The organism is uncultured Thermosynechococcus sp. (genome assembly GCF_937958135.1).
Taxonomy (GTDB): domain Bacteria; phylum Cyanobacteriota; class Cyanobacteriia; order Thermosynechococcales; family Thermosynechococcaceae; genus Thermosynechococcus.
Genome location: NZ_CALGOG010000034.1, coordinates 1 through 25,290, shown reverse-complemented (window position 1 = coordinate 25,290; position 25,290 = coordinate 1). Strand labels below are relative to the sequence as shown.

The 25,290-nt window shown below is 53.9% G+C and carries 25 protein-coding genes; 14 read left to right on the top strand and 11 right to left on the bottom strand.

The features are described from left to right. Positions 1-107: 107 nt before the first annotated feature. Genes Q0711_RS04755 through Q0711_RS04735 form a run of 5 tightly spaced genes read left to right on the top strand, consistent with a single transcriptional unit; the run spans position 108 to position 3,681 of the window. Positions 108-1,070, top strand: a complete 963-nt coding sequence (locus Q0711_RS04755; protein ID WP_299041791.1) for a DUF362 domain-containing protein — start codon at positions 108-110, stop codon at positions 1,068-1,070. A 58-nt stretch (positions 1,071-1,128) separates the two neighbouring features. Then, positions 1,129-2,565, top strand: a complete 1,437-nt coding sequence (gene lpdA / locus Q0711_RS04750; RefSeq protein ID WP_298612801.1) for a dihydrolipoyl dehydrogenase — start codon at positions 1,129-1,131, stop codon at positions 2,563-2,565. Positions 2,566-2,605: 40 nt separating this feature from the next. Continuing rightward, on the top strand, positions 2,606-2,959 hold the full coding sequence (locus tag Q0711_RS04745; RefSeq protein WP_298612798.1) for an iron-sulfur cluster assembly accessory protein: 354 nt from the start codon (positions 2,606-2,608) through the stop codon (positions 2,957-2,959). 12 nt (positions 2,960-2,971) lie between these two features. Then, complete coding sequence (locus Q0711_RS04740) at positions 2,972-3,409, top strand: tetratricopeptide repeat protein (RefSeq protein ID WP_298612795.1); 438 nt, start codon at positions 2,972-2,974, stop codon at positions 3,407-3,409. A 2-nt stretch (positions 3,410-3,411) separates the two neighbouring features. Continuing rightward, entirely contained in the window at positions 3,412-3,681 is a 270-nt protein-coding gene (locus Q0711_RS04735; RefSeq protein ID WP_298612792.1) for a hypothetical protein, read from the top strand. Between the two features lie 3 nt (positions 3,682-3,684). Here Q0711_RS04735 and Q0711_RS04730 read toward each other — a convergent pair whose 3' ends face one another. The 4 genes from Q0711_RS04730 to Q0711_RS04715 form a co-directional block, all read right to left on the bottom strand. Further along, positions 3,685-3,945, bottom strand: coding sequence for a DUF1232 domain-containing protein (locus Q0711_RS04730; RefSeq protein ID WP_298612789.1), 261 nt, complete (start codon positions 3,943-3,945; stop codon positions 3,685-3,687). A gap of 75 nt (positions 3,946-4,020) precedes the next feature. Continuing rightward, a complete protein-coding gene (locus tag Q0711_RS04725; protein WP_298612787.1) occupies positions 4,021-4,539 on the bottom strand; it encodes a DNA recombination-mediator protein A in 519 nt (172 codons plus the stop codon). Positions 4,540-4,746: 207 nt separating this feature from the next. Next, a complete protein-coding gene (gene cpdA, locus Q0711_RS04720) occupies positions 4,747-5,532 on the bottom strand; it encodes a 3',5'-cyclic-AMP phosphodiesterase (protein WP_298612785.1) in 786 nt (261 codons plus the stop codon). Between the two features lie 48 nt (positions 5,533-5,580). Then, positions 5,581-6,576 (bottom strand): DMT family transporter, encoded by a 996-nt coding sequence (locus Q0711_RS04715; protein ID WP_298612783.1) that lies wholly within the window; start codon positions 6,574-6,576, stop codon positions 5,581-5,583. A gap of 185 nt (positions 6,577-6,761) precedes the next feature. On the opposite strand from Q0711_RS04715, the gene Q0711_RS04710 reads away from it, so the two are divergent. The 4 genes from Q0711_RS04710 to Q0711_RS04695 are packed head-to-tail and all read left to right on the top strand — an operon-like array spanning position 6,762 to position 11,712. Continuing rightward, positions 6,762-8,633: a hypothetical protein gene (locus Q0711_RS04710; RefSeq protein WP_299041785.1), complete on the top strand. Its 1,872-nt coding sequence runs from the start codon at positions 6,762-6,764 to the stop codon at positions 8,631-8,633. A 60-nt stretch (positions 8,634-8,693) separates the two neighbouring features. Further along, positions 8,694-10,502: a proline--tRNA ligase gene (locus Q0711_RS04705; protein WP_298612776.1), complete on the top strand. Its 1,809-nt coding sequence runs from the start codon at positions 8,694-8,696 to the stop codon at positions 10,500-10,502. Next, complete coding sequence (locus Q0711_RS04700; protein ID WP_298612773.1) at positions 10,499-11,128, top strand: methyltransferase domain-containing protein; 630 nt, start codon at positions 10,499-10,501, stop codon at positions 11,126-11,128. Before Q0711_RS04705 ends, Q0711_RS04700 begins: the two co-directional genes overlap by 4 nt. Next, positions 11,128-11,712, top strand: coding sequence for a hypothetical protein (locus Q0711_RS04695; RefSeq protein ID WP_298612770.1), 585 nt, complete (start codon positions 11,128-11,130; stop codon positions 11,710-11,712). Before Q0711_RS04700 ends, Q0711_RS04695 begins: the two co-directional genes overlap by 1 nt. On the opposite strand, the gene murA is transcribed toward Q0711_RS04695, so the two are convergent. Beyond that, positions 11,668-12,987: a UDP-N-acetylglucosamine 1-carboxyvinyltransferase gene (gene murA / locus Q0711_RS04690; protein WP_298612767.1), complete on the bottom strand. Its 1,320-nt coding sequence runs from the start codon at positions 12,985-12,987 to the stop codon at positions 11,668-11,670. The two genes, Q0711_RS04695 and murA, sit on opposite strands and share 45 nt — an antisense overlap. 95 nt (positions 12,988-13,082) lie before the next feature. Here murA and Q0711_RS04685 point away from each other — a divergent pair, with 95 nt between their 5' ends. The 4 genes from Q0711_RS04685 to aroB all read left to right on the top strand — a co-directional run bounded on the left by Q0711_RS04685 (position 13,083) and on the right by aroB (position 18,743). Then, positions 13,083-13,514, top strand: a complete 432-nt coding sequence (locus Q0711_RS04685; RefSeq protein ID WP_298612764.1) for a hypothetical protein — start codon at positions 13,083-13,085, stop codon at positions 13,512-13,514. A 163-nt stretch (positions 13,515-13,677) separates the two neighbouring features. Next, entirely contained in the window at positions 13,678-16,278 is a 2,601-nt protein-coding gene (locus tag Q0711_RS04680; RefSeq protein WP_298612761.1) for a glycogen/starch/alpha-glucan phosphorylase, read from the top strand. A gap of 56 nt (positions 16,279-16,334) precedes the next feature. Beyond that, positions 16,335-17,600, top strand: coding sequence for an AmpG family muropeptide MFS transporter (locus Q0711_RS04675; RefSeq protein WP_298612758.1), 1,266 nt, complete (start codon positions 16,335-16,337; stop codon positions 17,598-17,600). 36 nt (positions 17,601-17,636) lie between these two features. Continuing rightward, positions 17,637-18,743: a 3-dehydroquinate synthase gene (aroB, locus tag Q0711_RS04670; RefSeq protein WP_298612755.1), complete on the top strand. Its 1,107-nt coding sequence runs from the start codon at positions 17,637-17,639 to the stop codon at positions 18,741-18,743. On the opposite strand, the gene Q0711_RS04665 is transcribed toward aroB, so the two are convergent. Beyond that, complete coding sequence (locus Q0711_RS04665) at positions 18,740-18,973, bottom strand: hypothetical protein (protein ID WP_298612752.1); 234 nt, start codon at positions 18,971-18,973, stop codon at positions 18,740-18,742. The genes aroB and Q0711_RS04665 overlap by 4 nt on opposite strands. Positions 18,974-19,233: 260 nt before the next feature. Between Q0711_RS04665 and Q0711_RS04660 the strand changes: the two genes are divergently transcribed. Then, complete coding sequence (locus tag Q0711_RS04660) at positions 19,234-19,668, top strand: hypothetical protein (RefSeq protein WP_298612750.1); 435 nt, start codon at positions 19,234-19,236, stop codon at positions 19,666-19,668. Here Q0711_RS04660 and nusB read toward each other — a convergent pair. The 5 genes from nusB to dnaK are packed head-to-tail and all read right to left on the bottom strand — an operon-like array spanning position 19,647 to position 25,262. Next, positions 19,647-20,285 carry a transcription antitermination factor NusB gene (gene nusB, locus Q0711_RS04655; protein ID WP_298612748.1) on the bottom strand — a complete coding sequence of 213 codons (639 nt, stop codon included), beginning with the start codon at positions 20,283-20,285 and terminating at the stop codon, positions 19,647-19,649. The two genes, Q0711_RS04660 and nusB, sit on opposite strands and share 22 nt — an antisense overlap. Before the next feature lie 24 nt (positions 20,286-20,309). After that, positions 20,310-20,981 carry a DUF502 domain-containing protein gene (locus Q0711_RS04650; protein ID WP_298612745.1) on the bottom strand — a complete coding sequence of 224 codons (672 nt, stop codon included), beginning with the start codon at positions 20,979-20,981 and terminating at the stop codon, positions 20,310-20,312. A gap of 33 nt (positions 20,982-21,014) precedes the next feature. Continuing rightward, positions 21,015-22,124 (bottom strand): hypothetical protein, encoded by a 1,110-nt coding sequence (locus Q0711_RS04645; protein ID WP_298617860.1) that lies wholly within the window; start codon positions 22,122-22,124, stop codon positions 21,015-21,017. Positions 22,125-22,167: 43 nt separating this feature from the next. Then, a complete protein-coding gene (dnaJ, locus tag Q0711_RS04640; RefSeq protein ID WP_298617862.1) occupies positions 22,168-23,289 on the bottom strand; it encodes a molecular chaperone DnaJ in 1,122 nt (373 codons plus the stop codon). A 17-nt stretch (positions 23,290-23,306) separates the two neighbouring features. Continuing rightward, positions 23,307-25,262, bottom strand: a complete 1,956-nt coding sequence (gene dnaK / locus Q0711_RS04635) for a molecular chaperone DnaK (protein WP_298617864.1) — start codon at positions 25,260-25,262, stop codon at positions 23,307-23,309. Positions 25,263-25,290 lie beyond the last annotated feature (28 nt).

The window sequence follows — 25,290 nt, the reverse complement described above, 5'->3', positions numbered from 1 at the left end:
ATCATCTAATGTTAGTTTCAGGGGGTACTAGACGGGGGTTAAAAAAGCTTGGATTTTATCTTTGTGGCACACTGTGGAGAAAAGATGCCAATGGAGAGAAGCCTCTTATGCCAAGCGTGAGTTTACTGCGGGCAACATCCTACGACCTTGACCGTCTTAGTGCGTCCCTTGAGCAACTCTTAGCCCCCCTGGGGGGAATGGCGGCGATAGTGAAACCGGGCGATCGCGTGCTGCTCAAGCCAAATTTACTTACGGGTGCACGGCCAAAACACGAATGCGTCACCCGTCCAGAACTGGTCTATTGCGTAGCCAAAATGGTGCAGGCAGTGGGAGGACACCCCTTTTTGGGGGATGGGCCTGCCTTTGGCTCGGCTCTGGGGGTTGCCCGCAATAATGGCTATTTGCCCTTTATTCAGGAATTGAATTTGCCCGTCATTGAATTCCATGGCGATCGCTACCCCACCGATAACCCTGAGTTTGCCCACCTGCGCCTTAGCAAGGAGGCCATGGCTGCCGATGTGGTCATTAACCTGCCTAAGGTGAAATCCCACGTGCAACTGACGCTGACCCTTGGGGTGAAAAATCTCTTTGGCTGTGTCCCTGGCAAAATGAAGGCTTGGTGGCACATGGAAGCCGGTAAGGATGCCGATCGCTTTGGCCGCATGCTGGTGGAAACCGCACGGGCGATCGCCCCTGAATTGACCATTGCGGATGGCATTATTGGCCACGAAGGCAACGGCCCCAGTGGCGGGACGCCGCGACCCCTCCACATTTTGGGGGCCAGTCAGGATGTTTTTGCCCTCGATCGTGCCCTTGTGGCTATTCTCAACGTGGATCCCGAGCGCATTCCCACCCAACGCGCCGCCACTGCCCTGGGCTGCAACTACGACCTCAGCGAAATTGACTTTCCCTTGGCACAGCCCCATGAATTGGCCGTTCGGGATTGGCAACTGCCTTCGCAAATGATGCCCATTGACTTTGGCGCTCCCCGCGTCCTCAAATCCACGTTCAAACATCTCTATATTCGCTGGATCAAAGAACCTCTAACTGCCTATAGCCAAAAGGCCTAGGTTCTCACGGAAAACAGCCTTTGATAAGCTAAGGGAATACCACTGAGGAGAATCGTCCTTGAGCTTTGACTACGATTTGGTGATCATTGGAGCCGGTGTGGGGGGGCATGGGGCTGCCCTGCATGCCGTCAGTGTGGGGCTGAAAACGGCCATTATTGAAGCCGCAGAAATGGGCGGCACCTGCGTCAATCGTGGCTGTATTCCCTCAAAGGCGCTGCTTGCGGCGGCCGGACGGGTACGGGAACTGCGCCAAGCCAACCATTGGCAAGCCTTGGGGATTCAACTGGGGCAAGTACAGGTGGATCGCGCCGGCGTTGCTGCCCATGCCGCCAATCTGGTGCAGAAAATCCGCAGTGATCTCACCAATAGTCTTAAGCGTCTCGGCGTAGATACACTCATTGGCCGCGGTAGAGTGGCGGGTTCTCAAAAGGTTAGTATTGCCACGGCTACAGGCGAAAAAACGGTAACAGCCGAGAACATTATCATTGCCACTGGTTCAGTGCCCTGGGTACCCCCCGGCATTGAGGTGGACGGCAAAACCGTTTATACCAGTGATGATGCCATTAAGCTGGATTGGTTGCCCCAGTGGGTGGCCATTGTTGGCAGTGGCTACATTGGCCTAGAATTTGCCGATATTTACACTGCCCTTGGCAGTGAAGTGACCATGATCGAGGCACTGGATCAACTGATGCCCACGTTTGATCCAGATATTGCCAAGCAGGCGCAGCGGGTGTTGATTGCCCCTCGCGACATTGAAACCTACACTGGCACGCTGGCTCAGCGGGTCATTCCCGGCACACCGGTGGTCATTGAGTTGGCGGATGCAAAAACAAAAGAACTGGTGGATGTCCTAGAGGTGGATGCCTGCCTGGTAGCTACCGGTCGCATTCCTGCTACCCAAGATCTGGGGTTAGAGAGTGTGGGCGTGAGTACCGACAAGCGCGGCTTTATTCCCGTGAATGAGTATCTGGCGGTTACTAAAGAGGGCGAACCTGTTCCCCATTTGTGGGCGATCGGCGATGCCACGGGGAAAATGATGCTGGCCCATGCCGCTTCAGCGCAAGGCATTGCTGTGGTGGAAACTATCGTCGGGCGGCCTCGCCAAGTGGATTATCGGAGTATTCCTGCGGCAGCCTTTACTCATCCGGAAATAAGTTTTGTCGGCTTGACGGAACCCCAAGCCCGCGAGCTAGGAGAAAAAGAAGGCTTTGAGGTACAGGTGGTGCGCACCTACTTCAAGGGCAACTCCAAAGCACTGGCGGAAACAGAAACGGATGGCCTCGCCAAGGTGATTTTCCGCGCCGATACGGGTGAGCTTCTAGGGGCACATATCTTTGGTCTCCATGCTTCGGATTTAATTCAAGAGGCGGCCAACGCCATTCGCGATCGCCAGAGCGTGAGTCACTTGGCCTTTAATGTCCACACCCATCCCACCCTCTCTGAGGTACTCGACGAGGCCTTTAAGCGTGCCCATGAGATGGTGAGCCACCGCTGAACTTGCTACGATAAAGCTTGAAGTCTTTCAGGAGTGGGTGATGACACAGGCTACACAACCCGCCAAGGGAATTATGATGACTGAGGCTGCCCTCAAGCACGTGCTCGAACTTCGGGATAAGCACGGCAAAGACCTGTGTTTGCGAGTGGGGGTCAAAGGGGGTGGCTGTTCGGGGATGTCCTACACGATGGACTTTGAAGACCCCGCCAATATCCGTCCTGAGGATCAAGTCTTTGACTACGATGGCTTCAAGGTGGTCTCAGATCCCAAGAGTATGCTCTACATCTATGGCTTGGTTCTGGACTACAGTGACGCCCTCATTGGTGGCGGCTTTAAGTTCACCAATCCCAACGCCACCCAAACCTGTGGCTGTGGTACGTCGTTTTCTGCTTAAGGAGACTTGCCGTTGACCACCCCTCAGACAATTAGTGAAGTCGAACGTCAATTTGAGGCGGCGATCGCCCGCTACAGAGAAGGGGCACCTGCCTCAGAACTTATTCCCACCTTCAAAGAAATTTGCCAGCGTGCTCAAAAAAGCAGCTCCGCTTGGACGTGTCTGGCATGGCTCTACCTCCTCGATGACAAGCCCCAATCTGCCCTGAAGGCCGCCCAAAAAGCGGTTAAACTCAACCCTGAAGATCCCCAAGCCCGCATTAACCTTGCCGTGGCAATGCTGGAAACAGGGCAAAAGGGTGTGCGCCCCCATATTGAATTGGCACAAACGGTTATTGCTGCCGTTGCTGAACTGCGTCAAGAGGTCATAGATAATTTTGCCGATGGCCTGCAACGCAAACCTGACTGGGAGAGCCTTGCCCGCGTTAAGCAATGGGTACTAGGAGAATAGCCATGGCACGGGTGCGGGAAGTGCTTAACTGGCTCTTGGTAGCGGATACTTTCTTTGTCCTTGCCAGTTTTGGCTGGTTTGTGATTGCGCTCTTTGGGCGCTCCTTTGCGCTGCCGCTGGGGTTCGAGCTTTGGCTGAGTCTCTGGCAGCCCCTCTTTCTGCCGGCCATCGGTGTTTTGATGGCAGCTGCACTAGTTAACGGTGCTCTTCGCTATGTACAGAACCGTTGGCTGTTGCGCTCCATTGGCAGTGACTTGCGATCGCGGGACTAATTGCTAAACCTGCTCTGCCTCTACCTCTACAGTGGGAGGAACATGGGGCGATCGCCTTTGTTTCACCCGCTCCACCAGCAATTGTGTTAGCTCACTGGCTAGGATCACTATCACGGTTACATCATCCAACTGGCCAAGAATTGGCACCAAGTCTGGTGAAACATCCAAGGGACTGAGCAAGTAGATCAAACTCGCAGCAATGATCAACCAGCGATATTTAGGATGCCGTAGTCCATTGCGATACCAGTTGTAAAAGCCGCTCATGGCGCGTCAACCTTGAACTCTGTTCCTATTTTGGCAGAGGGGTGCGATCGCCCTAGGTGAGGAAAACCGCCCCGCCTAATCAAAGTAAAAGAGTGTAACCACCTTATGCTGCTCTTCTGCCAGTTCACAGGTTTGCAGCAGCGTGTGGCTATCGTGGAAGGCAAAACAAATTAATTGCTGGCAGCGGGAAACAATTTCCTGATTACAGAGGGAGCTGGCTTCTGCAAGGGGCAGGTGATCGTTTTCCGGTTTTTCGACTAAGTGCATCACCTTGTCCAGTTGCTGCCGGGATTCCCGAGGTTGGCGCTCTAAACTCTGGGGTAGGATCACCGTCAGCAAATTGGGGTCTGCCCGCATTGCTCCCCGAATCGCCGCCGCATTAGTTCCCACCGCACCTGAGGTCATCAAGCGGTTACCCGCCAGCACTAGGGCATAGCTCATCATTTCAATCAGGTGCTGATGGGTGATCGGAACGTGACGCGAGCCAAGGAGCGCAATCCGCTTAGGACCAGAGTCTTGGATTGTCGCTAATTCTTGCAAAAATTCGTCAATTTGGGGCGAATCAATGCCCGGAAGATTAGTCGCCTGCGTCAAGAGAGTGTCTCATGTGCTACGGAACGAGGCTATTTTAACATTTTGCCCTTCAATCTAGTAGATCAGGCTACCACCCCATCCGAGAAATGTCCACCCTCAAAAGCTGCAAGCTGTATGATCCCGGATAACAGCAGGGGTGATTTGCTCTCTGGCGGGCTGGTTGTTCATGACACAGCCTTTATTAGCGCCACTTAAATTGAATCGGTACTAATATCCTTTGGCGCTAAAGTCCAATGTGAGGGGAATCTCTACCCGCTCAATGTGGGTGCGAAATGTGCCATCGGCGTATAACCACAAATGACGAAAACCCGGACCAATGGGTTCAAGGGAAAATTCAGGGGCGCGAGGCAAAAACTGGATACAGGTGGAAGGACAACCCAGATACGTTACCCCTTGCCGCTCTATGGCAAATTCCTGATGGATGTGACCAAAGAGAACAAGTTTTACCTGCGGATGGCGATCGAGAACGGCAAACAGATGCTCAGGGTTCTGTAGGCGGCTACTGTCGAGCCAAGGGGCACCGGTCTTAAAGGGGGGATGGTGCAGAGCAATGAATGTGGGGCGATCGCCGGTGCGACTCAAGGTCTCCTCTAGCCAATTTAGAATCTCAGGACTCAATTCACCATGAACTTTACCATCTGCTTGGGAGCTGAGGAGCAGGCCTTGCCAAGTGCCAAGGGTAACCTGGCGATCGCCCCTCAGCGGCGGACGTTCAAGGGCTGGCAGCATTGCCCTTGGTTCATCATGATTGCCGGGAATCCAATATACAGGACAGGTGAAGTCCCCAAAGGCAGTGGCCAAACGGCCGTAGGTGGTGGCAACGGGTTCCTGGGCCAAGTCTCCCGTCAGCAGAAGGGCATTGGGAAAATGAGGGCGAATTGCGTCTAAAACAGCAGCTAGGGACTGAGCTGTGGGCAGACCAAGGAGTCTGCCTTCCTCTGTGGCAAATAAATGTAAATCTGATAGCTGGATCAGGTGAATGGGTTGATTCATAAACTTGCTGGGGGCTGGTAACGCTGCGGCTCGGATACTCAAGCTATTTCATTTATCAACCACCTTAACGCTGACAGCCGTTGCCGATTCACGCAAGCGAGTGGGTAAGGGGAGTTTTTGCCACCACCGCCCAAGAGCTTGGCGCTGATTGATCATGTAAATGCTCATGAGGGTCAACCCCACTCCCACCAACTGAATTGGACTCAGGGTTTCGCCCAAAATCCAATGGCCAAAGGTGAGGGCAAAGACTGGTGTGAGAAACGTCAGGGCACTGAGACTGGTGAGGTTCCCCTTGGCAGCGAAATAGAAAAAGACACCGTAGGACAGCGCACTGCCAAAGAGGGTCGCATAGCCAAGATTGAGTACATCGACCCAGTGTAGGGTTGTCCAAGGGGCGGGAGTATTGAGACTCGGCCAGAGCAATAGGGGTAGCCCCCCCAAGACCATGTGCCAGCCTGTAGCCACCACGGGATCCGCATAGCGTGCCAAGGGACGCATGAGAATTGTCCCCACCGCCATCGAGAGGGCAGCCAATAGCATCCACAGTTCACCCCGCTGCCCCCACTGTCCCCAGGGAATCCCTTGCCATGCGCTCGGTTCATGGAGCAAAGTCAATAGATCATCGCCTAGACCAATGCCACTAATGCCCAGTAAGCCAAGAAGTAGCCCCAGCCAACCCCAACCACCCACTCGCTCTTGATACAGCCAGCGAGACAGCAACGCCACCGCCAAGGGTTGGGAGTCAATCATGACAGACCCCAAGCCTGCCCCCGTTTTGGATAAGCCTGTGGCCAGAAACCCCTGAAATAAAAAACCATCCACAAGGGCAAATAGACTAATCCATCCCCAGGCCCGCAAACGATTGGGTTGGGGTTTACCAAGGGCGATCGCCACTGCTAAAACCAGAAGACCTGCGGGCACAAGGCGCACACCGGCAACCCACAGCGGCGAGGTGTGGGGCATCACCTCTTTCATCGCCACCATGGCAGTGCCCCAAAAGAAAAAGGGAGAGATTAAAATCAAACGTTGCCAGAGTGCGGTCACAGGCGCTGCAAAATCAGGAGAAATGTTAAGGATTATTGCGATTCGTATCCTTAAATTATAATCCTGCCGTGGAAAACGGCAACTTGAGGAGGGAATTGCCAAGTTGATTTGCTATAACAAGTTCTAACGACTTCCCTAGCCTCCTAAGGGAACTCCAGGCAGTGGGTGAGGAGCCGCAGCAGGAAATGAAAGTACTAGAGGTTTGGCAACGGTGGTGCCGGCGGTTTCCTAAGTCAGGGGAGCTGGCGATCGCCCCTAGGGGGACAACGGCCCCTGAATCCCTGCCCGCCCGTTGGCAAACTTACTGCCAACGACTTATGGCATATGAGGGGTGGCCTTGGCTCATCCCCTTTTTAATCTCCGGGGCAACCCTGATGACTGCCACTGCTTGGCTATTGGTTTTACCCCCCTTGCCCGATTGTCGTCACCCCGGCCTGATCATGAGCGATGGCGATCGCCTCTACTGTGCCGATCAAGCCGCCCTCCACGGCAACTTACCCTCTCTTGCTCACGCAATTGAAACCGTCAGTCAATGGCCGGAAGATCACCCCCTCTTTCCCCAAGCTAAGCGGCGTGTGGACGAGTGGTCAGCTGCCCTATTGGTGATTGCCCGTCAACAGTTGAGCCAAGGCAATATTGACCTAGCCACCCTGCTTTTGAAAAAGATCCCCACCATGGCAGCGGGCTACTCCCAAGCCCAAGAGCTACTGACCGCAACCAACGCGGGAGAAGGGGGGAACTTATTGGCCACGGCCGAGGCGGCGCTGCGCCAGCAGGATTGGGGATTGGCATTACTGCAGGTGAAGTTGATGAACCAACTGGGCACCGATTATTGGCGCGAACAGGCACAAAAGCTCTTAGTGCGCATCTCCCAAGAACAGGATGCGTGGGTACAACTGGTGCAGGCACGGGATTTGGCGGCTTGGTTAACGGCCAATGAACTAGCAGAGGCGGTGATGCTGGCCCTAAAAATTCCCCCCCAGGCGGTTGTCTATTCCCAAGCCCAGGCGGATATTCGCCGTTGGATTCCCGAAGTGTTTACCTATGCAGAGGAACGCTTGGCGGCAGGCGATCGCGAGGGCGCCTTAGCCCTTATCGAGAAAATTGCCCCAGCTCTCGATGTTTCCTACCACAATCGCCCGATTGTGATCTTGGGTCAGGCCAAAGCGCTTGCAGCCAAGGGCACAGTTTTGGGCTACTGGGAGGCGATCGCCCGTGGGCAGCAAATTCCCAGCACCGATCCATTCTATGGAGCAGCTCAAACTTACCTCAAGACATGGCAGCAACAGTTACGTAACCAGCAGCATCTTCAGTGGGCGTCGTGGCTTGCTAGTTCCCGCCTACGCTGGGGGTATGCATTGGCTATTGCTCAAGCTCGACAGGTGCCCCTTGGTCAGCCAGAACGGGGTCAAGCCCAGGGTTTAATTGCTCTTTGGCAGCGGGATCTGCGCACAATTGATGAACAACCCCTGCTCCATGGAGCCATTGCCCTTGCCCAGCAGAAGGAGTATCGAGCCGCCTTGACAGTTTTGAACCACTTCCCGCCTAATGCCGTGTTAGCCAGAGTTGTTGCTAACTACCGTGACGATTGGCAAGCCAAACTAGAAGAAATCGAGGATCGTCCCATTTTGGATCGAGCCATTCGTTTGGCACAGCAAGGCAAACTTGAGGAAGCCATCCAAACCGCTGAGCAAATTGGTCGCGATCGCGCCCTCTACCGTGAAGCCTTGAATAAAATTTGGCAATGGGATTACGAACTGAGCCTGCGTCAACGGCAGCAAGTGCCCCCCCCAACCCCCTGGTGGGAAAGCGCCCCCCCTGCCCCCAAACGTCCCTTTGAACGCGCCGCCGAGCCAGAATCAATTTCCCCGGCAACACCGACGCCAGAGGTCACCACCCCTGCACCCACACCGGCAGCCTCTTCCACCTCTACGCCAACCCCTGAGACCACGATTGCTCCCGCCAGTCCTTCACCAACCCCCGAAGCCACTGCTGTCCCTATGCCGATACCTGTTCAACCCCCTCTAGCGGAACCTGCACCAACGGCTACCCCTTAGCGATCGCTGGTCATCGTAAATCGTAAAATAGAGGCTCTGTGCAGTATCGGTAGCCCAGCTATGCGCCTCTCGCAAATGCTTTTTGTTACGCTCCGCGATGATCCGGCGGAAGCAGAAATTCCCAGCCACAAACTATTGCTGCGGGCAGGATACATTCGACGGATTGCCAGTGGCATCTATAGCTACCTGCCCTTGATGTGGCGAGTGCTGCAAAAAGTCAGCGCCATTGTCCGTGAGGAAATGAACCGCACGGGTGCCTTGGAATGTTTGCTGCCGCAGTTGCAACCTGCTGAGCTGTGGCAAGAGTCTGGGCGCTGGGATACCTATACCAAGGCTGAGGGGATTATGTTTTCCTTGACGGATCGTAGCCAGCGACAGCTAGGACTGGGCCCTACCCATGAAGAGGTCATCACCACCCTTGCCAAGGACTTAATCCGCTCCTATCGGCAGTTGCCCGTTCACCTATACCAGATCCAAACAAAATTCCGCGATGAGATTCGACCGCGATTTGGGCTAATGCGGGGACGCGAATTCATTATGAAGGATGGCTACTCCTTCCATGCTGATGTGGCCAGCCTCAAGGAGACCTATCAGGTAATGTACGACACCTACAGCCGGATTCTCCACCGCTGTGGCCTGACCTTTCGCGTCGTAGAGGCAGATTCGGGTGCGATTGGCGGTTCAGCCTCCCATGAGTTTATGGTACTGGCCGCTAGCGGCGAGGATGAGGTGCTCTATACAGCTGACGGTCAATACGCTGCCAATGTGGAAAAGGCGGTGTCCCTGCCTCCAGATCCGCTGCCTACAACTTACAAAAAGGTGACAACGCTGGAGACTCCCAATGCGGCAACCATTGATGCCCTCGTTGAACAGTTGCAGTGCCATCCCAGCCAAATTGTGAAAAATGTCCTCTATCGAGCGGTTTTTGATAACGGCCGGGTTGGTCTGGTGTTGGTGAGTATTCGCGGCGATCAAGAGGTGAACAGCGTCAAGTTGCACAACACTCTCACTTCCCTTGCCCCCAATTACGGCGCAACAAAATTGCTGGATCTGCGGCTGGCGGAGGCCGATACGGCCCAAGAGTGGGCAGCAACTCCCATTCCCTTTGGTTACATTGGCCCCGATCTAGAGGATGCCGTTATTAAAGCCGATCCCCAAATTATTCCGCGGTGGATTCGCATTGCCGATCACAGTGTAACGGAGTTGCAGCGATTTATTACGGGAGCCAATCGCGATCAGCAGCATCGGGTGGGGGTGAACTGGGGCAAAGCCTGTCCCCTGCCGGCAATTGTGGCGGATGTGCGCAAAGCCCAAGCGGGCGATCGCGCCTGTCACGATCCCAACCAGTACCTAGAAAGTGCGCGGGGGATTGAAATTGGTCATATTTTTCAATTGGGCACCAAGTATTCTCAGGCAATGCAGGCCACCTACACCAATGAACAGGGGGAAAATGTGCCGCTGGTCATGGGTTGCTATGGTATTGGGGTTTCCCGCTTGGCACAGGCGGCGGTGGAGCAGCACCACGACGCCCAAGGGATTATTTGGCCGTTGGCGATCGCCCCCTATCAAGTGATCATTGTCGTGCCCAACATTGAGGACAGCCAGCAACTGCAGGTGGCCACTGACCTCTACGAACGGCTTCAAGCAGCAGGCATTGAGGTGCTCCTCGACGATCGCGATGAACGGGCAGGGGTGAAATTCAAAGATGCGGATTTGATTGGCATTCCCTACCGACTGGTAACGGGGCGGGCGATCGCCAATGGGGAAGTGGAACTGGTGATTCGCGCAACAGGGGAGAAAATCAACCTCCCCTTAACCGAGGTGGTTCGTTATCTTAAGAAGGAGATCACTCAGCAGTTGGCCCAATGATTCTCAATCCCCAACAGCGCACAAAATTAGATAGTCGTAGCGATGATCTCTTCTATGCGCTGCCCCGCTTTGTAACCCATGTGGATGATTTCTTTCTGGCGCGCCTGACGGATCTCTACCGCCAGTACCTGCAGCCGCAGATGCGGGTCTTGGATCTCATGAGTAGCTGGGTCTCCCATCTGCCGCCAGAGGTTTCTTTTAAGGAAGTGGTGGGTCATGGGATGAATGCAGCGGAGTTAGCCCGTAACCCGCGACTGGATCGTTACTTTGTGCAAGACTTAAATAAAGAACTGGCTTTGCCCCTAGAGGATGCCAGCTTTGATGCCGTACTAATCGCAGTGTCTGTACAGTATCTGCAATACCCAGAGGCCATCTTCACAGAAATTGCCCGTATCCTTCAGCCCCAAGGCATCGTTATTGTCAGCTTCTCGAATCGGATGTTTTTTGAAAAGGCAATTCAGGCTTGGCGAGACGCAACCGAGGGCGATCGCGTACAGCTAGTGCAAGCCTACATTAACAGCATTCCCGCCCTGAAGGTGATTGACACCCATCTACCCTCCCCTTGGTCTTGGTTCGGCTTCGGCGATCCCTTTTACGCCGTCGTTGGTCAAAAGCAATCAGTCTGATGGTCAGAGGTGGAGTCTATGAGCAGTTTCGCGGTGCTCTGCTAGGACTCCTATGGGGCGTGGCTCAGGAGGAGGCTAATCTAGCACAAACCCTGCCGCAGCAATGGCTGCTCCGCAACCAAGGGAATTGGTGCCTACAGCTTCCCCAACTGCTAGCCTCCTGGGATCAACCCCTGGTGTCGGTGGCAAAGGAGTTGCAGGACATCCAAACCCTGCTCCATGAATACCTAGACGCCGCCTGGGCAGCTGAACCTTTATCTGTTCCCGCCGAAAGAGGGGAGATTCTCCGCTACGCCTTGGCGATCGCCCCTTGGGATTTAGAATTAGCTCATCAAATTGTCAGCCGACAGCAACCGAGCGCCGGTCTTCTTTTAAGCTGTCTTTTTGGGGCCTATTGGGGGGCATTGGCCTTACCCCTTAGCGCTTGGCAGCATTGGACCCCCACCGTGGCCGAAGTTCTGGGAAATGTGATGGCCCAATGGACGGGGGGCATCGGCAACGAACTCCCGCTTGCTCCCAAGGCTGGGCTAAAAAAAAGACTAAAAAACCAGAGAAGTGGCTGCACTTGGTACACAGCGTTCTAACCGTGCGCCCAACCCCCGCAACTTCGCTTCGATTTGCCAGTAGCCGCGATCCAAATGCTGTAAGCCATAGACATGGGTTTCTCCGTGAGCCGCCAGTCCGGCAACCACCAAAGCCGCTGTGGCGCGTAAATCGGTACCCGTCACGGGTGCACCGGAAAGATGGGGGACTCCCCGAATCACGGCGTGATTGCCCTTGACGCGGATATCAGCACCCATGCGATTCAGCTCAGCCACATGGCCAAAGCGATTTTCAAACACCGTTTCGCTGACTAAACTATTCCCTTCACTGATGGCCAGCAACGTCATCATTAGAGCTTGCATATCCGTGGGAAAGCCGGGGTAGGGGAGCGTTTCAATGTCGGTGGCGCGGTAGCGCTGGGCAGGAGTAAAGCGCACACGGGTGGGATCGGGAAATTCAACCGTCGCTCCTATTTCTGCGAGTTTGGCAATGACGGGAGTTAGGTGACCGGGAATCACGGGTGCAAGGGTAATGGCCGAGCGAGTCACCGCAGCCGCCAGAAGAAAGGTACCGGCCTCGATGCGATCGGGAATAATTTCATATTCGGTGCCGTGGAGGCGATCAACCCCCACAATCGTGATTGAATTGGTGCCTGCGCCGTAGATTTTTGCCCCCATGGCGATACAAAAGTTCGCCAAATCCACCACTTCCGGTTCTTGGGCGGCATTTTCAATCGTGGTTTCCCCCTCGGCAAGGGTGGCGGCCATCATCAGGGTTTCCGTTGCGCCGACACTCGGATAGTCCAAATAAATTCGTGTTCCCTTGAGTTTGGCGGCACTGGCGGTGACAACACCGTGATCGATCGTCACTTCGGCACCCATTGCCTGCAGACCACGCACATGCAGTTCCACCGGACGGGCACCAATGGCGCACCCTCCCGGCAAGGGGACGCGGGCAACACCCAACCGTGCCACCAGAGGGCCGATGGTAAAGAAACTCGCCCGCAATTGGCTGACCAAGCTGTAGGGGGGATCATTGGCATTTAAGTCCGTGGCATCTATGGCGATCGCCTCACTACCGAGGCGTTGTACCTTCACCCCCAGTGCTTGTAAAATTTCCGCTAGGCGGCGAATATCAGCTAAGTCAGGTACTGCTCGAAGAATAGTTGTGTCGGCCGCTAAGAGTGCCCCTGCCATTAACACCAGGGCTGAATTCTTGGCTCCACTAATCCTCACCTCGCCCGATAACCGATAGCCCCCCTGAATCTTGAGGTGTGCCTGTTCTGTGGTCAGCGGTATTGCGGTCGAGGTTAGCATTTTTCACTCTCACAGCCAAAAGAATTCCAAGCGATTATAGCCGATCAGTGCGAATTTTATGCAAAGATGAATCCTGTGAATGACTTAGTTATTTGATGGAACACCAAAATCTCAGCGACTTACTGCGGCAAGAGGTTGCCAAGCAGAGTCAAACCGCTGGCAAGCGGAGTCGTCAGCAGCCCACTAAAGCGGAACTTGCGCAAGAAGTGGCGACCCTCAAGGCAGCGTTGGCAGCCGCAGAAGCTGAGAAAACTGCTCAGAACATCCAGATAGAGCAATTGCAACAGGAAGTGCAAACGTGGCGCGATCGCGCCCAAGCTCTCGACACAGCGCTTCAGGAACTCCGCGCTCGCCATCGGGCGCTAGAAGCCGAATTTGAAGAGGCCAAACAAGTCATTCGTCAACTGAGTGCACCTCAGCCCTACCGTTTTGAGGATGTGGGATTTAAGCCCCTTGTCAATGAAATTCCTACCCCCAATCCCAACGCTTCTCACCTTGGGGATGCGGAAATTGGTTGGTTTGATTAGGGATTGTCCAAAAGCTAAGGGCATACTTTGAGAAGATTAAAAAAATGTAAAGGCAGATAAATCAATTATTAAAATTCCCGCAGCAGTAGTCTAATGTACATTTCACAAATCTGTATTAGCCTTAAGTTAAATTATTTCCGATTCCTTCAGAGTCACAGGTTGCATGAATAATTCCGCCCCTCCGAACAGTCATCCTGTTAATTCAGTTTCCCACCCTAACCCTGCTGCCAACGACGACCACTGCGATCTGTATATCGAGAGCGATCGCACAGGGATGACCGTCCAAACCCTGAAGCGCGCTTTTGTTGATAATCTCCACTACATCCAGGGCAAGGATGCCATGTTTGCTACGCCCTACGATTACTTCATGGCCCTTGCCTACACCGTGCGCGATCGCCTGCTACATCGGCGGATTAAAACCGCCCAAACCTATTTTGAGCAGGATGCCAAGGTGGTCTATTACCTATCGGCGGAGTTTCTCATTGGTCGCTTGCTCTTAAATAACCTGATTAACGTCGGCCTCTACGAACAAGCCAAACAGGCGATGGCCGACTTTGGCCTTGACCTTAACGAACTGATGGAGCGCGAACCGGAGCCGGGGTTGGGCAATGGTGGTTTAGGGCGCTTGGCCGCCTGTTTCCTCGACTCTTTAGCAACTCTGGAAATTCCCGCTGTCGGCTACGGCATTCGCTACGAGTTTGGGATTTTTGAGCAAATTATCACCAATGGCTGGCAGCACGAAGTGCCCGACAACTGGCTGCGCTTTGGTAACCCCTGGGAGATTGCCCGCCCTGATTACAACGTCGAGGTGAAGTTTGGCGGCCACACCGAAGCCTACACCGATGCCCAAGGGCACTACCGCGTGCGCTGGGTTCCTAGCACCACAGTGTTTGGTACCCCCTACGACACGCCGATTCCCGGCTATGGCAAAAACACCGTCAACACGCTTCGCCTCTGGAGCGCCCGCGCCGCCCAAGACTTTAACCTTCAGGTCTTTAACGCCGGCGACTATACCCAAGCCGTTGCTGAAAAAACCTTTAGCGAGAATATTTCTAAGGTACTTTACCCCAATGACAATACCCCCCAAGGCAAAGAGCTGCGCCTGCGACAACAGTATTTCTTTGTCTCTTGCTCCTTGCAGGACATTATCCGTCTCTACCTGCGCCGTCACACCCATTTTGATGCGTTCCCCGACAAGGTGGCCATTCAGCTCAACGATACGCATCCGGCCATTGGCGTAGCTGAGCTAATGCGGCTGTTGGTGGATGAGTACCAACTGGGTTGGGAAAAGGCCTGGGACATTACTCAACGCACCTTTGCCTATACCAACCACACCCTCCTACCAGAAGCCCTCGAACGCTGGTCTGTGGAACTCTTTGCTCAACTGCTGCCGCGCCACCTAGAAATCATTTACGAGATTAACTACCGCTTCCTGAACGAGATTCGCCTGCGCTACCCCGGTAACACCGCACGCTTGGCACGCATGTCTTTGATTGAGGAAGGGCATCCCAAGCAGGTGCGCATGGCGCACTTGGCCTGTGTCGGCAGCCATACGGTGAATGGCGTGGCAGAACTGCACACGGAGCTAATCAAGCAGGAGCTGATGCGGGACTTCTATGAGATGTACCCCAACAAGTTCCAAAACAAGACCAATGGCATTACTCCCCGCCGTTGGCTGTTGATGAGCAATCCGCGCTTGGCCAGTTTGATTACCGAAACGCTGAAGAGCGATCGCTGGATTACCCACTTAGAAGATCTACGAGGCCTAGAACCCTACGCTACCGATCCCGCCTTTCAAGCCAAGTGGCAGCAAATTAAACAAGCCAATAAAGAGCGCTTGGCGGAGTATATCTGGCGCAAAAATCAAATCGAAGTCGATCCCTATTCCCTCTTTGACATTCAAATTAAGCGCATCCACGAGTATAAGCGGCAGCATTTAGCGGTGCTCCACATCATTACGCTCTACGAGCAACTCAAAGCCAATCCCCGCATGGACATTCAGCCGCGCACGTTTATTTTTGGCGGCAAGGCAGCCCCCGGTTATTTCATGGCCAAGATGATCATCAAGCTGATCAATTCTGTGGGCGATATGGTCAACCACGACAGTGATGTGAATGGCCGCCTCAAAGTGGTATTCCTGAGCAACTACTCTGTTTCCCTTGGAGAGATGGTCTATCCCGCTGCCGATCTTTCGGAGCAAATCTCCACCGCTGGGAAAGAGGCCTCCGGCACCGGAAATATGAAGTTTGCCCTCAACGGGGCACTGACCATTGGGACACTGGACGGCGCGAATGTGGAAATTCGCCAAGAGGTGGGGGCAGAGAACTTCTTCCTCTTTGGTCTGACAGCTCAAGAGGTGATGAGCCTAAAAGCTGAGGGCTACAATCCCCGTGAGTACTACAACAGCAACCCAATGCTGAAAAAAGTGATTGATACGCTCATTTCTGATTACTTCAATCCACGGGAGCCGGGCTTGTTTGGACCGATTGTCAATTCCCTTCTCAATGAGGATCAGTACATGCTTCTGGCGGACTATCAGTCCTATGTGGAGTGCCAACAGCGGGCTGCTCAAGCCTTCCGCGACAAGACCCGCTGGACCCAGATGTCCATCCTCAATGTGGCGCGCATGGGCAAGTTCTCTAGCGATCGCACGATTGCCGAGTACTGCAAAGACATCTGGCACGTCAAACCCGTTCCCGTTTCCTTGGATGCCTGTCGGCCTGCTTTTCGCCCCAGTCGCATTAGTCAAGCCAGTAGTCTTTAGGTTGCTGCCCCTTTTGCTCTACACTAGGGCAAGTCTTAAGCAGGGGAACAGAATGAATGGCGGGAATCGGCACAGCCCTACGGGTTTTTCAAAGTCGCAAAATGGCGGCACTGCTTTTGTTGGGCTTTTCGTCGGGATTGCCGCTGTTTCTCACCAGTCGAACACTGCAGGCTTGGATGACCGTTGAGGGCATTGACTTAACTGCCATTGGCCTGTTTAGCCTCGTGGGGTTGCCCTACTCGCTGAAGTTTCTCTGGTCACCGTTGCTGGATCGCTATGCGATCCCCTTTTTAGGACGGCGGCGGGGCTGGTTACTGCTGATTCAAGTGCTCCTCTTGGGAGCGATCGCCCTCATGGCGGTACAGGATCCGAGTAGAAGCCTGCGGCTGCTGGCGGTCAATGCCTTGGCCATTGCCTTCTTGAGTGCTAGTCAAGATATTGCCGTGGATGCCTATCGTGCCGATGTTCTAGACCCCCTGGAAATGGGGGCGGGTGCAGGGGTTTACGTCCTTGGCTATCGCATTGCGCTCTTGGTTACGGGTTCCCTAGCCCTAATCCTAGCCGATCAACTGCCCTGGCCGGTGGTTTACGTCCTCATGGCATTGCTGATGTTGGTGGGCATTATCACCACGCTGTGGGCGCCGGAACCGACCCTGCATCTCCCTGTCCCCCACTCTTTGGCTGAAGCGGTCATTCAACCCTTCCTTGATTTTTTCCGGCGTTACGGTTGGGGAACTGGACTGGTGATTTTACTCTTTATCTGTCTTTACCGCTTAGGAGATGCCCTCACAGGTAATATGATGACCCCCTTCCTATTGCAGCAGGGCTTTAGCCAAACCCAAATTGGAGCAGTACAGGGGGGGGTGGGGCTGATGGCCACGATTTTTGGTGCTCTTGCCGGGGGGGCGGCCATCAGTCAAATCGGGATTCACCGTGCCCTCTGGATCATGGGGGGGCTACAAGCCTCCAGCAATGTCTCCTATTTTGTCTTGGCCAATGCCGGTGCCAATCCCACGGTGATGGTGGCGGCCATTAGTATTGATAATTTCTGTGCGGGGCTGGCGATCGCGGCTTTGACCGCCCTTTTAATGAGCCTTTGCAACCCGCAATTTAGTGCCACGCAGTATGCCCTCCTCTCCAGTCTGTTTGCCTTTAGTCGGGATGTCTTAGCAGCCCCTGCGGGGAAAGTCGTAGAGATTATGGGGTGGCCGCTCTTTTTTCTCTTTACGATCGCGGCTGCCTTACCTGCACTGCTCCTGCTGCCCTTTTTTGCCCCTTGGCGAGCAAAGCCAGCGTTTCCTCGTCCCGGTAGTGATACTTAAGAAGACCTAGAGAAAATACTTTCAGAAACCTCAACTATGACGACCCTAATTCCTGTTCCCCTGGGTGAGCACTCCTATAACATTGCCATTGGCGCGAAGACACGGCAGCAGTTACCTACCCTGTTGGCCGAATATACCCTCTTGACCCCCAAAGCTCCCGCCCTTATCGTTTCCAATCCGCAAATTTGGCGGCACTACGGCGCGGATGTCCAGAATGCCCTTGTCGAAAGCGGCTGGCAGGTTACCCCCTGTATCCTACCGGCGGGAGAACGCTACAAAACCCTAAGAAGTGTTGAAAAGATTTACGATGCTGCTCTGAGTCAGCGGTTAGAGCGGGGTTCCACCCTCTTTGCCCTTGGCGGCGGCGTCATTGGGGATATGACCGGCTTTGCAGCAGCAACGTGGCTACGCGGTATTGCTGTAGTGCAGATTCCCACCAGTCTCTTGGCGATGGTGGATGCCGCCATTGGCGGGAAAACAGGGGTGAACCATCCCCAAGGCAAAAATCTCATTGGGGCTTTTCATCAACCCCGTCTTGTGGTCATTGATCCCGAGGTCTTAGCTACGCTCCCCCCTAGGGAATTCCGTGCCGGCATGGCCGAGGTGATTAAGTACGGTGTGATTTGGGATGCAGTGCTTTTTAATTTGTTAGGTCAATTGCCGCGTCTAGATCGCATGAGTGCCCTACCTTCTGAGTCGTTGATCCAAATCCTGCAACGTTCTTGCCAAGCCAAGGTGGATGTGGTGACTAAGGATGAGCGCGAAGCTGGCCTGCGTGCCATTTTGAATTACGGGCATACGATCGGCCATGCCCTTGAGAGGATGGGTAACTATCGTCTTTTGAATCACGGCGAGGCAGTTGCTATTGGCATGATTGCTGCCGGGGAACTGGCGGTGGCCTTGGGGTATTGGTCAGTTGAAGAGGCCGCTGCCCAACGGGCATTGATTCTCAAAGCAAAACTGCCAACAACGATCCCCCCTCACTTTGACATAGAGGGACTCTTAGCACTCCTAAAGCATGACAAGAAGGTACAGGCCCAGAAGGTACGCTTTATTCTCCCCACCGCTATCGGCCAGGGGGAAATCGCAGATCACGTCCCGCCAGAATTGATTCGCGAGACACTCCAGCGCCTGCAAGCTTAGCTAGGGGAGGTGCTATCTAGGAGGCTTTTTTTGCTGGTTTTTAATTCTTTCCAAAGATTTTTGATTTGCTTGTAGGCTTCCTCTGGGGAGAGCTTACCACTGTTTTCAAGGCTAGAAATGTAGCTCACCCGCCTGGCAAATTCCTGCAGGTTGGCATCAAATAAAAAGTTTTCGGGGGTAAACTCACCGTGGTAACGGCTGTAGGGATGTAAAAATTCGTATTTATTCATTGCTTACCTATCCTCTTTCCTCAGGAATTAACCTATTCTTAACTTCATTTTAACTAATTTCCCCTGGGTTTCTGAAGCTGCTGTAACAAAATCGTGATCCTGCCGGTTAGGAAACGGGGGTTTGTTAACAACTATTAGCAAAAGATTAAGCATTATTAAGTTTGATTGATCAAATAAAGGAGACTTATCACACTACATAAGGGAAGCGTGATCCCTAGCGATCGCCGGATATAAATGCTGTTATTTGGGAATGTGGATACATGATGCACGGACTGTCCTTAGCTCCCCGTTATCGCTTAGATGATGTTGATCCTTGGCTTTTGGGGATTGATCCCAGCCGTCATTACTGGCTGCAAGTTAATGGGAATCCCCGGCAGCGGGTAGCTATTCCGGGAGTCTGTGTTCAGAGTATCTCCGAACTGCGGGAGATCATGGAGGCGGTGCGATCGCTCCTACCGGGGCAGCAGTTGCAAATTCAGCGGGCGGCCACCTGTTTAGAAATTCACTGTGTGGCTGAAAATTTGCTGGCGATCGCCTACCCCGTTGAGGGTGCCCCGGTTTGGCATCTCTTTGATCGGGAAACTCTCGAAAGTTTAGTGATGAGTGCCCATCCTCACTGGCAATGTCGGTCTGAGGATGTGGAGCTGGGGCGGCAGCAGCTATGGCAGTCGTTTCAGTTACCCGTGGCCGCCTGAGCCGTGTCGAGGGCTTCACTGACTCGCCGCAGCACACCATTGACAAAGCGGTGGCTGCCTTCATCGCTGTAGCGTTTAGTCAGTTCAATGGCCTCGTTAATCGCCACTTGCTTCGCTACGTCAAGATAGCGCATTTCCGCTACGGCAATTTCAATAATCGTGCGATCCAACTGCGTGAGTCGCTCCAATTGCCAATCTACCATTGAGCGGTTCACCAAATCCTCAATCTCGGCTCGATACCGCTGCAAACAGCGCAGGAGGGCGATCGCGTAGGCTTGGACTTCGTCTTGGTGAGCAAAGTACAGAATCTCCGGCAGATCAAGGGCAGTGCCTATTTTATTCAAACCCTTTTCCGCCCGCCGGAGAGCCTCTTGGAGCACCACTTGAGCCTTTTCAAGGTGGGGCAACTGCAACTCACTGTGGCGAAGTAGGCGCTGACTGTCACTCAGTTCGGTGGCGGCCTGTTCGAGGGTATCGCGCACATCACTTGCCAGTGTCCGTACTGCCATCAGAATTAAGCTGCGGCAGTCACTTTCATCGAGCAGTTTCGGTTGGCGTAACACCTGAGCCGCACTGAGCAAAGCTAATTCACGGGCAACACGACGCGCAGTAATCATGGGTCAATCCTCAAAAAAGAGTTCTTAGGGCACCGAAGCAGTAGCCGGGGGCAGGGCTGAGGTGGGAACCGATCCCGGTGTTACAATTCCCCCGGAAATAATCAGCTTAAAGGCATCCTCGATCGAAATATCCAAGTCTCGCACATCCCGCTCACTGGCAATCACATCCCAACCCGTCGTCGGGTTAGGGGAGGAGGGGATAAATAGACTCAGCATCGGTTCCGAGAACACCGTCTGCAATGAACCGTTAATTGTCCCAGTGACAAAAGCCACAGCCCATAGCCCCGGCCGCGGGTACTCCACCAACACCACACGGCGAAAGCGATCGCGCGAGTCCCGCAGAATGGTCTGTAGGAGTTGTTGCAGCACTTTATAGACACTCCCTGCCAAGGGAATGCGCTTGAGAAGGCTCTCACCTGTGTTCAACAGCCATTGCCCAAAGATATTGCGCGCCATCAAGCCAATCAGCAAGATGCCCGTTAGGGGCACAATAATCCCCACGGCCACATTGAGGAGATCCACCAACAGCGGGTGCCATGTTTTGAAAGGGTTTACTTGCTTAGGAATACGGGTGAGGAGATCCAACACCCAACTGGAGACGGAAATCGATAGCCAAATCGTCGTTGCCAGGGGAATCACCACCAGCAGACCGGCAATGAGATCATTCTTAATGGCTTGTTGGAGGCGGTGCAGCACAGATACTCGCACGAGCAGACTTCTGTTTCTAGCTTAGCGGTTGCTGCCACTGCGGGCACGATGAAAGGCTAAACTGCTGTAAAGCATGAAGGCGGCATCCCAAGGACTGTCTTCGCGGCGAAAAAGGTTGATGTGGGGAGGGATTTTGCTCAGGAGTTCCGTAAAGTCCAAAGCGGTTTCGGCGAAGCTGGTGAAGTCTTGCCATACGGGGCGATCGCCACAGTGCCGCTGCCAGAGACTCGACAACTGCCGCCACTTCACCCATGAGGTATTTTGATCCAACTCTAGATTGCTTTGGGTTACCTCCGCCACTTGATTCAGGGGAATTCCCTGGTGGAACTGGTAGCCGCCGCGATAAAAGCGCAGGATTTGATTTTGGCTCAGTAAGTGGAGATCACAGCACTGGGCATAATCTTGAATTTGTTCTTTGTGGGTCACTCGCCCTTGGCGATCGCGATCGAACACCTGCTCAAAAATCGGCAGCAACCCCTCCACTCGCTGGCTCACCTGTGACCAAGTAAACGTTAGCTCCACAGCTTCTGGTGATAACGAACTATTACACACCACCCGCGGCTGTGGTTCCAAGGCCGTGAAATAACGCACCTGTAAGACAGGGGTGGCCGTCAACACCTCCAAGGGGACACAAAAGAGGCTAAACCCCTGCTGTTTCAGTTCTTGGCAATAGACAGTAAGTTCCGCAAAATTTCCCGTGCGGATCAAACGCCAGCCCCGCGATGGAATCAACAATCGCGCTGTGTAGGGATCCATCTTGAACATGGTGGCCAACAGTCGGGCAAGGGTTGTCCGCTGCTCAGGAGCAACCACCCCCTCCAAGACAAGAACTCCCTGCTGCTCTACTCCCACCACAGTATGGGTTTCTAGAATGGCCTGTTGTCGCTGCTGTTGGCGAAGTTGCTCAATTTTTTCAAGACCGCGCCGTGCCATTTGCGTCAGTTTGGGGCCACAGTTCAGCCGCAGTAATTGGCGAAAGTTTGACTCAGCCGCCTCAAGCTGCTCTGTCTTAAGATGGAGGTGCCCTCGGCACAGGAGCACCCGCGGGTCTTCGGGAGGCAAGGTTGCCAGCAGTTTTTCTGCCTGTTGGAAATTTCCTTGCTCCAGTGCTGTTAAGACCTCAGTCAGCATGGCCGGCGCCCCCAATGCTTTTTTCTATTTTAGGCAACGCCCCCTAACCACCAAATAAGCTGCCGAGGAACCCTTCTAAGCCGCCCTTGCCCATGCGCTCGCCACGAATTTTCGCCAATTTCTCCAGCAGCTCCCGTTCCTCATGGGTGATGTGGGTGGGAATTTCCACATCAACGGTAATCAGGTGATCGCCCCGCGCCACAGGATTGCCCACACGGGGCACGCCTCGCCCTTCTAGGACTAACACTGTACCGGGTTGGGTGCCGGCGGGAATTTTGAGTTCTACCTCTCCATCCACCGTGCTCACGGGAATTCGACAACCAAGAATCGCTTGCAGGTAGCTAATCTTAATCCGCGATAGGATATTGTTGCCTTCGCGCTGAAACTCCGGATCGGGTTCAACAAAAAGATAGACGTAGAGATCTCCGGGAGGACCGCCCCGCAAACCGGCATCCCCTTCCCCCGAAACCCGTAGCCGAGTGCCATTGTCCACTCCAGCAGGAATCGTGATTTTTAGCTTTTTGCTGACTTGGATATGGCCTTGCCCCCCGCAGGCTTCGCAGCGATCTTCAATGATTACGCCAGCCCCCCCACAGGTGGGACAGGTTGTGAGTTGTGTAAAACTTCCAAAGGGAGTTCGTGCCGATCGCCGCACCTGACCGATGCCCCCACAGGTTGGACAGGTCACAGGTCGTGTGCCGGGCTTCGCCCCAGTGCCTTGACAGGCCTTGCAGGTTTCCAAGTGGTTAATGCGAATTTCCTTTTCGCCGCCGAAGACCGCTTCGCGAAACTCCAGTTTCAGGTCATAGCGTAGATCTTCACCTCGCGTGGGGCCTTGCTGTCGCCGGCTGCTTGTGGCAAAGCCGCCAAAAAAGGTTTCAAAAATATCGGCGAAGCCCCCCATATCGCCAATGCCAAAATCACTAAAGCCAGTGGCTCCGACACCACTGACCCCGGCTTCACCAAAGCGATCGTAGTTAGCCCGCGCTTGGGGATCGGAGAGCACCTCATAGGCACGGTTGATTTCCTTGAATTTTTCTTCAGCGCCCGGTTCTTTGTTGACATCGGGGTGATACTTGCGAGCCAAGCGCCGATAGGCTCGTTTCAATTCCTCAGCATCCGCAGAGCGGGAAACACCCAAGATCTCATAGAAATCACGAGCCATAGCTACCGTTACCTAAATTAATCAACCGCTTCATAGTCTGAAATAACTGTTTCTTCATTATCGCTGATGATTGTGGCGTTACTATCTAAAACTTGAGTCGCTTGGGAACTGATTGTGCCTCCATCCCTTGTTGGACTTGAGGTCATCATTGAACCACCCGCGGTTTGTTGATAAACCAGATTCCCCAACATCACCAAGGCCTGCTGCAGGTCTTCCATCCGCCGACGAATTTCCTCGGGGGTAATGTTGTCATCCACCATCGCCGCCTGCATCCTCTGAACCACCGGCTCAATGCGCGCCCGCAGATCAGGGGTTAATGCGATGCCGGAGTTTTTAAGGGTAGATTCATAACTGTATAGCAAAGCATCGGCTTGGTTGCGCAGTTCGGCAATTTCTCTTTTGATTTGGTCTGCCTGGGCGTAGATCAGGGCTTCTTGGCGCATGCGCTCAATTTCCATGCTGCTGAGGCCACCGCGATTGGTAATACGCACACTTTGCTGCCGACCGGTGGCGCGATCAACGGCAGACACACTCAAAATGCCATTGGCATCAATATCAAATGTAACATCAATTTGCGGTACGCCGCGGGGGGCAGGGGCAATGCCTGTGAGTTCAAAGCAGGCCAGTTGTTGATTGTCCTTGGCCATGGGACGCTCCCCTTGATAGACAGCAATTTCAACCACGGTTTGACCATCGGTGGCAGTGGAAAAAGTCTGGGTTTTGCTGGTGGGGAGGGTGGTGTTGCGTTCAATAATTTTCGTAAAGACACCCCCCAGGGTTTCAATACCCAAGGAAAGGGGCGTAACGTCTAAAAGCAGCAGATCCTTAACAGTTGTTTCCTTGCTGAGAATACCGCCTTGAATTGCCGCACCAATGGCAACTGCTTCATCGGGATTGACAGAACGATCGGGATTTTTGCCACAAAATTGCTTCACCAACTCTTGAATGGCGGGGATACGGGTGGAACCACCCACCAGCAATACCCGATCAATGTCCTGAACTGTGAGACCTGCATCCGCGATCGCCTGCTGCATGGGTTCAAGGGTAGCCTGCACTAAATGGGCAGAAAGTTCCTCAAACTTACGGCGGGTGAGTTCTATTTCAAGGTGCTTGGGTCCCGTTGCATCGGCAGTAATAAAGGGCAGGTTAATCGAAGTGCTCAGGGTGCCCGATAACTCCACTTTTGCTTTTTCAGCAGCCTCACGCAGGCGTTGCAGTGCCATTTTGTCCTTAGAAAGATCAATTCCTTCTTGCTCCTTGAAAGAGGCCAAGAGCCAATCGAGAATACACTCATCAAAGTTATCGCCCCCTAGGTGGTTATTGCCTGCGGTGGAGCGCACTTCAAAAACCCCATCGCCCAGTTGGAGAATGGAGACATCAAAGGTGCCACCCCCCAAGTCAAACACTAGGATGGTTTGATCTTGATCCTGCTTATCAATGCCGTAGGCTAGGGAGGCGGCGGTTGGCTCGTTGATAATGCGTAGCACCTCAAGGCCGGCGATCGCCCCCGCATCTTTGGTGGCTTGGCGCTGGGCATCACTAAAATAGGCGGGCACCGTAATCACCGCTTGGGTGACGGGTTCCCCCAAATAGGCTTCCGCATCCTGTTTGAGCTTTTGCAGGATCATGGCGGAAATTTCTTGGGGGGTATAGGTGCGATCGCGAATTTGCACATTGACCATGCCATCGCGACCCGGCACGCAGGTATAGGGTACACGGGCACGTTCTTCAGCAGTTTCCTCCCAGCGGCGGCCAATAAACCGCTTGATACTAAAAACCGTGTTTTCGGCATTGGTGACAGCTTGCCGCTTGGCGAGCTGACCCACCAACCGTTCACCCGATTTACCAAAAGCAACAATACTGGGGGTAGTGCGTCCGCCCTCAGCACTGGGGATCACGACGGGATTGCCCCCTTCTAAGACGGCCACACAACTGTTGGTGGTTCCAAGGTCAATGCCAATGACTTTACCCATAGCCCTAATTGCTCATGTCAAAGATGCG

Bases quoted from the DNA above. Each gene is read 5' to 3' on its own strand.
- Q0711_RS04645 (WP_298617860.1), bottom strand. From the start codon at position 22,124: ATGCTGACTGAGGTCTTAACAGCACTGGAGCAAGGAAATTTCCAACAG.
- Q0711_RS04745 (WP_298612798.1), top strand. From the start codon at position 2,606: ATGACACAGGCTACACAACCCGCCAAGGGAATTATGATGACTGAGGCT.
- Q0711_RS04680 (WP_298612761.1), top strand. From the start codon at position 13,678: ATGAATAATTCCGCCCCTCCGAACAGTCATCCTGTTAATTCAGTTTCC.
- Q0711_RS04710 (WP_299041785.1), top strand. From the start codon at position 6,762: ATGAAAGTACTAGAGGTTTGGCAACGGTGGTGCCGGCGGTTTCCTAAG.
- Q0711_RS04730 (WP_298612789.1), bottom strand. From the start codon at position 3,945: ATGAGCGGCTTTTACAACTGGTATCGCAATGGACTACGGCATCCTAAA.
- Q0711_RS04755 (WP_299041791.1), top strand. From the start codon at position 108: ATGCCAAGCGTGAGTTTACTGCGGGCAACATCCTACGACCTTGACCGT.
- cpdA (WP_298612785.1), bottom strand. From the start codon at position 5,532: ATGAATCAACCCATTCACCTGATCCAGCTATCAGATTTACATTTATTT.
- Q0711_RS04735 (WP_298612792.1), top strand. From the start codon at position 3,412: ATGGCACGGGTGCGGGAAGTGCTTAACTGGCTCTTGGTAGCGGATACT.
- aroB (WP_298612755.1), top strand. From the start codon at position 17,637: ATGACGACCCTAATTCCTGTTCCCCTGGGTGAGCACTCCTATAACATT.
- Q0711_RS04665 (WP_298612752.1), bottom strand. From the start codon at position 18,973: ATGAATAAATACGAATTTTTACATCCCTACAGCCGTTACCACGGTGAG.
- nusB (WP_298612748.1), bottom strand. From the start codon at position 20,285: ATGATTACTGCGCGTCGTGTTGCCCGTGAATTAGCTTTGCTCAGTGCG.
- dnaK (WP_298617864.1), bottom strand. From the start codon at position 25,262: ATGGGTAAAGTCATTGGCATTGACCTTGGAACCACCAACAGTTGTGTG.
- murA (WP_298612767.1), bottom strand. From the start codon at position 12,987: ATGCTAACCTCGACCGCAATACCGCTGACCACAGAACAGGCACACCTC.
- Q0711_RS04695 (WP_298612770.1), top strand. From the start codon at position 11,128: ATGGTCAGAGGTGGAGTCTATGAGCAGTTTCGCGGTGCTCTGCTAGGA.
- dnaJ (WP_298617862.1), bottom strand. From the start codon at position 23,289: ATGGCTCGTGATTTCTATGAGATCTTGGGTGTTTCCCGCTCTGCGGAT.
- Q0711_RS04675 (WP_298612758.1), top strand. From the start codon at position 16,335: ATGGCGGGAATCGGCACAGCCCTACGGGTTTTTCAAAGTCGCAAAATG.
- Q0711_RS04660 (WP_298612750.1), top strand. From the start codon at position 19,234: ATGATGCACGGACTGTCCTTAGCTCCCCGTTATCGCTTAGATGATGTT.
- Q0711_RS04700 (WP_298612773.1), top strand. From the start codon at position 10,499: ATGATTCTCAATCCCCAACAGCGCACAAAATTAGATAGTCGTAGCGAT.
- Q0711_RS04685 (WP_298612764.1), top strand. From the start codon at position 13,083: ATGGAACACCAAAATCTCAGCGACTTACTGCGGCAAGAGGTTGCCAAG.
- Q0711_RS04705 (WP_298612776.1), top strand. From the start codon at position 8,694: ATGCGCCTCTCGCAAATGCTTTTTGTTACGCTCCGCGATGATCCGGCG.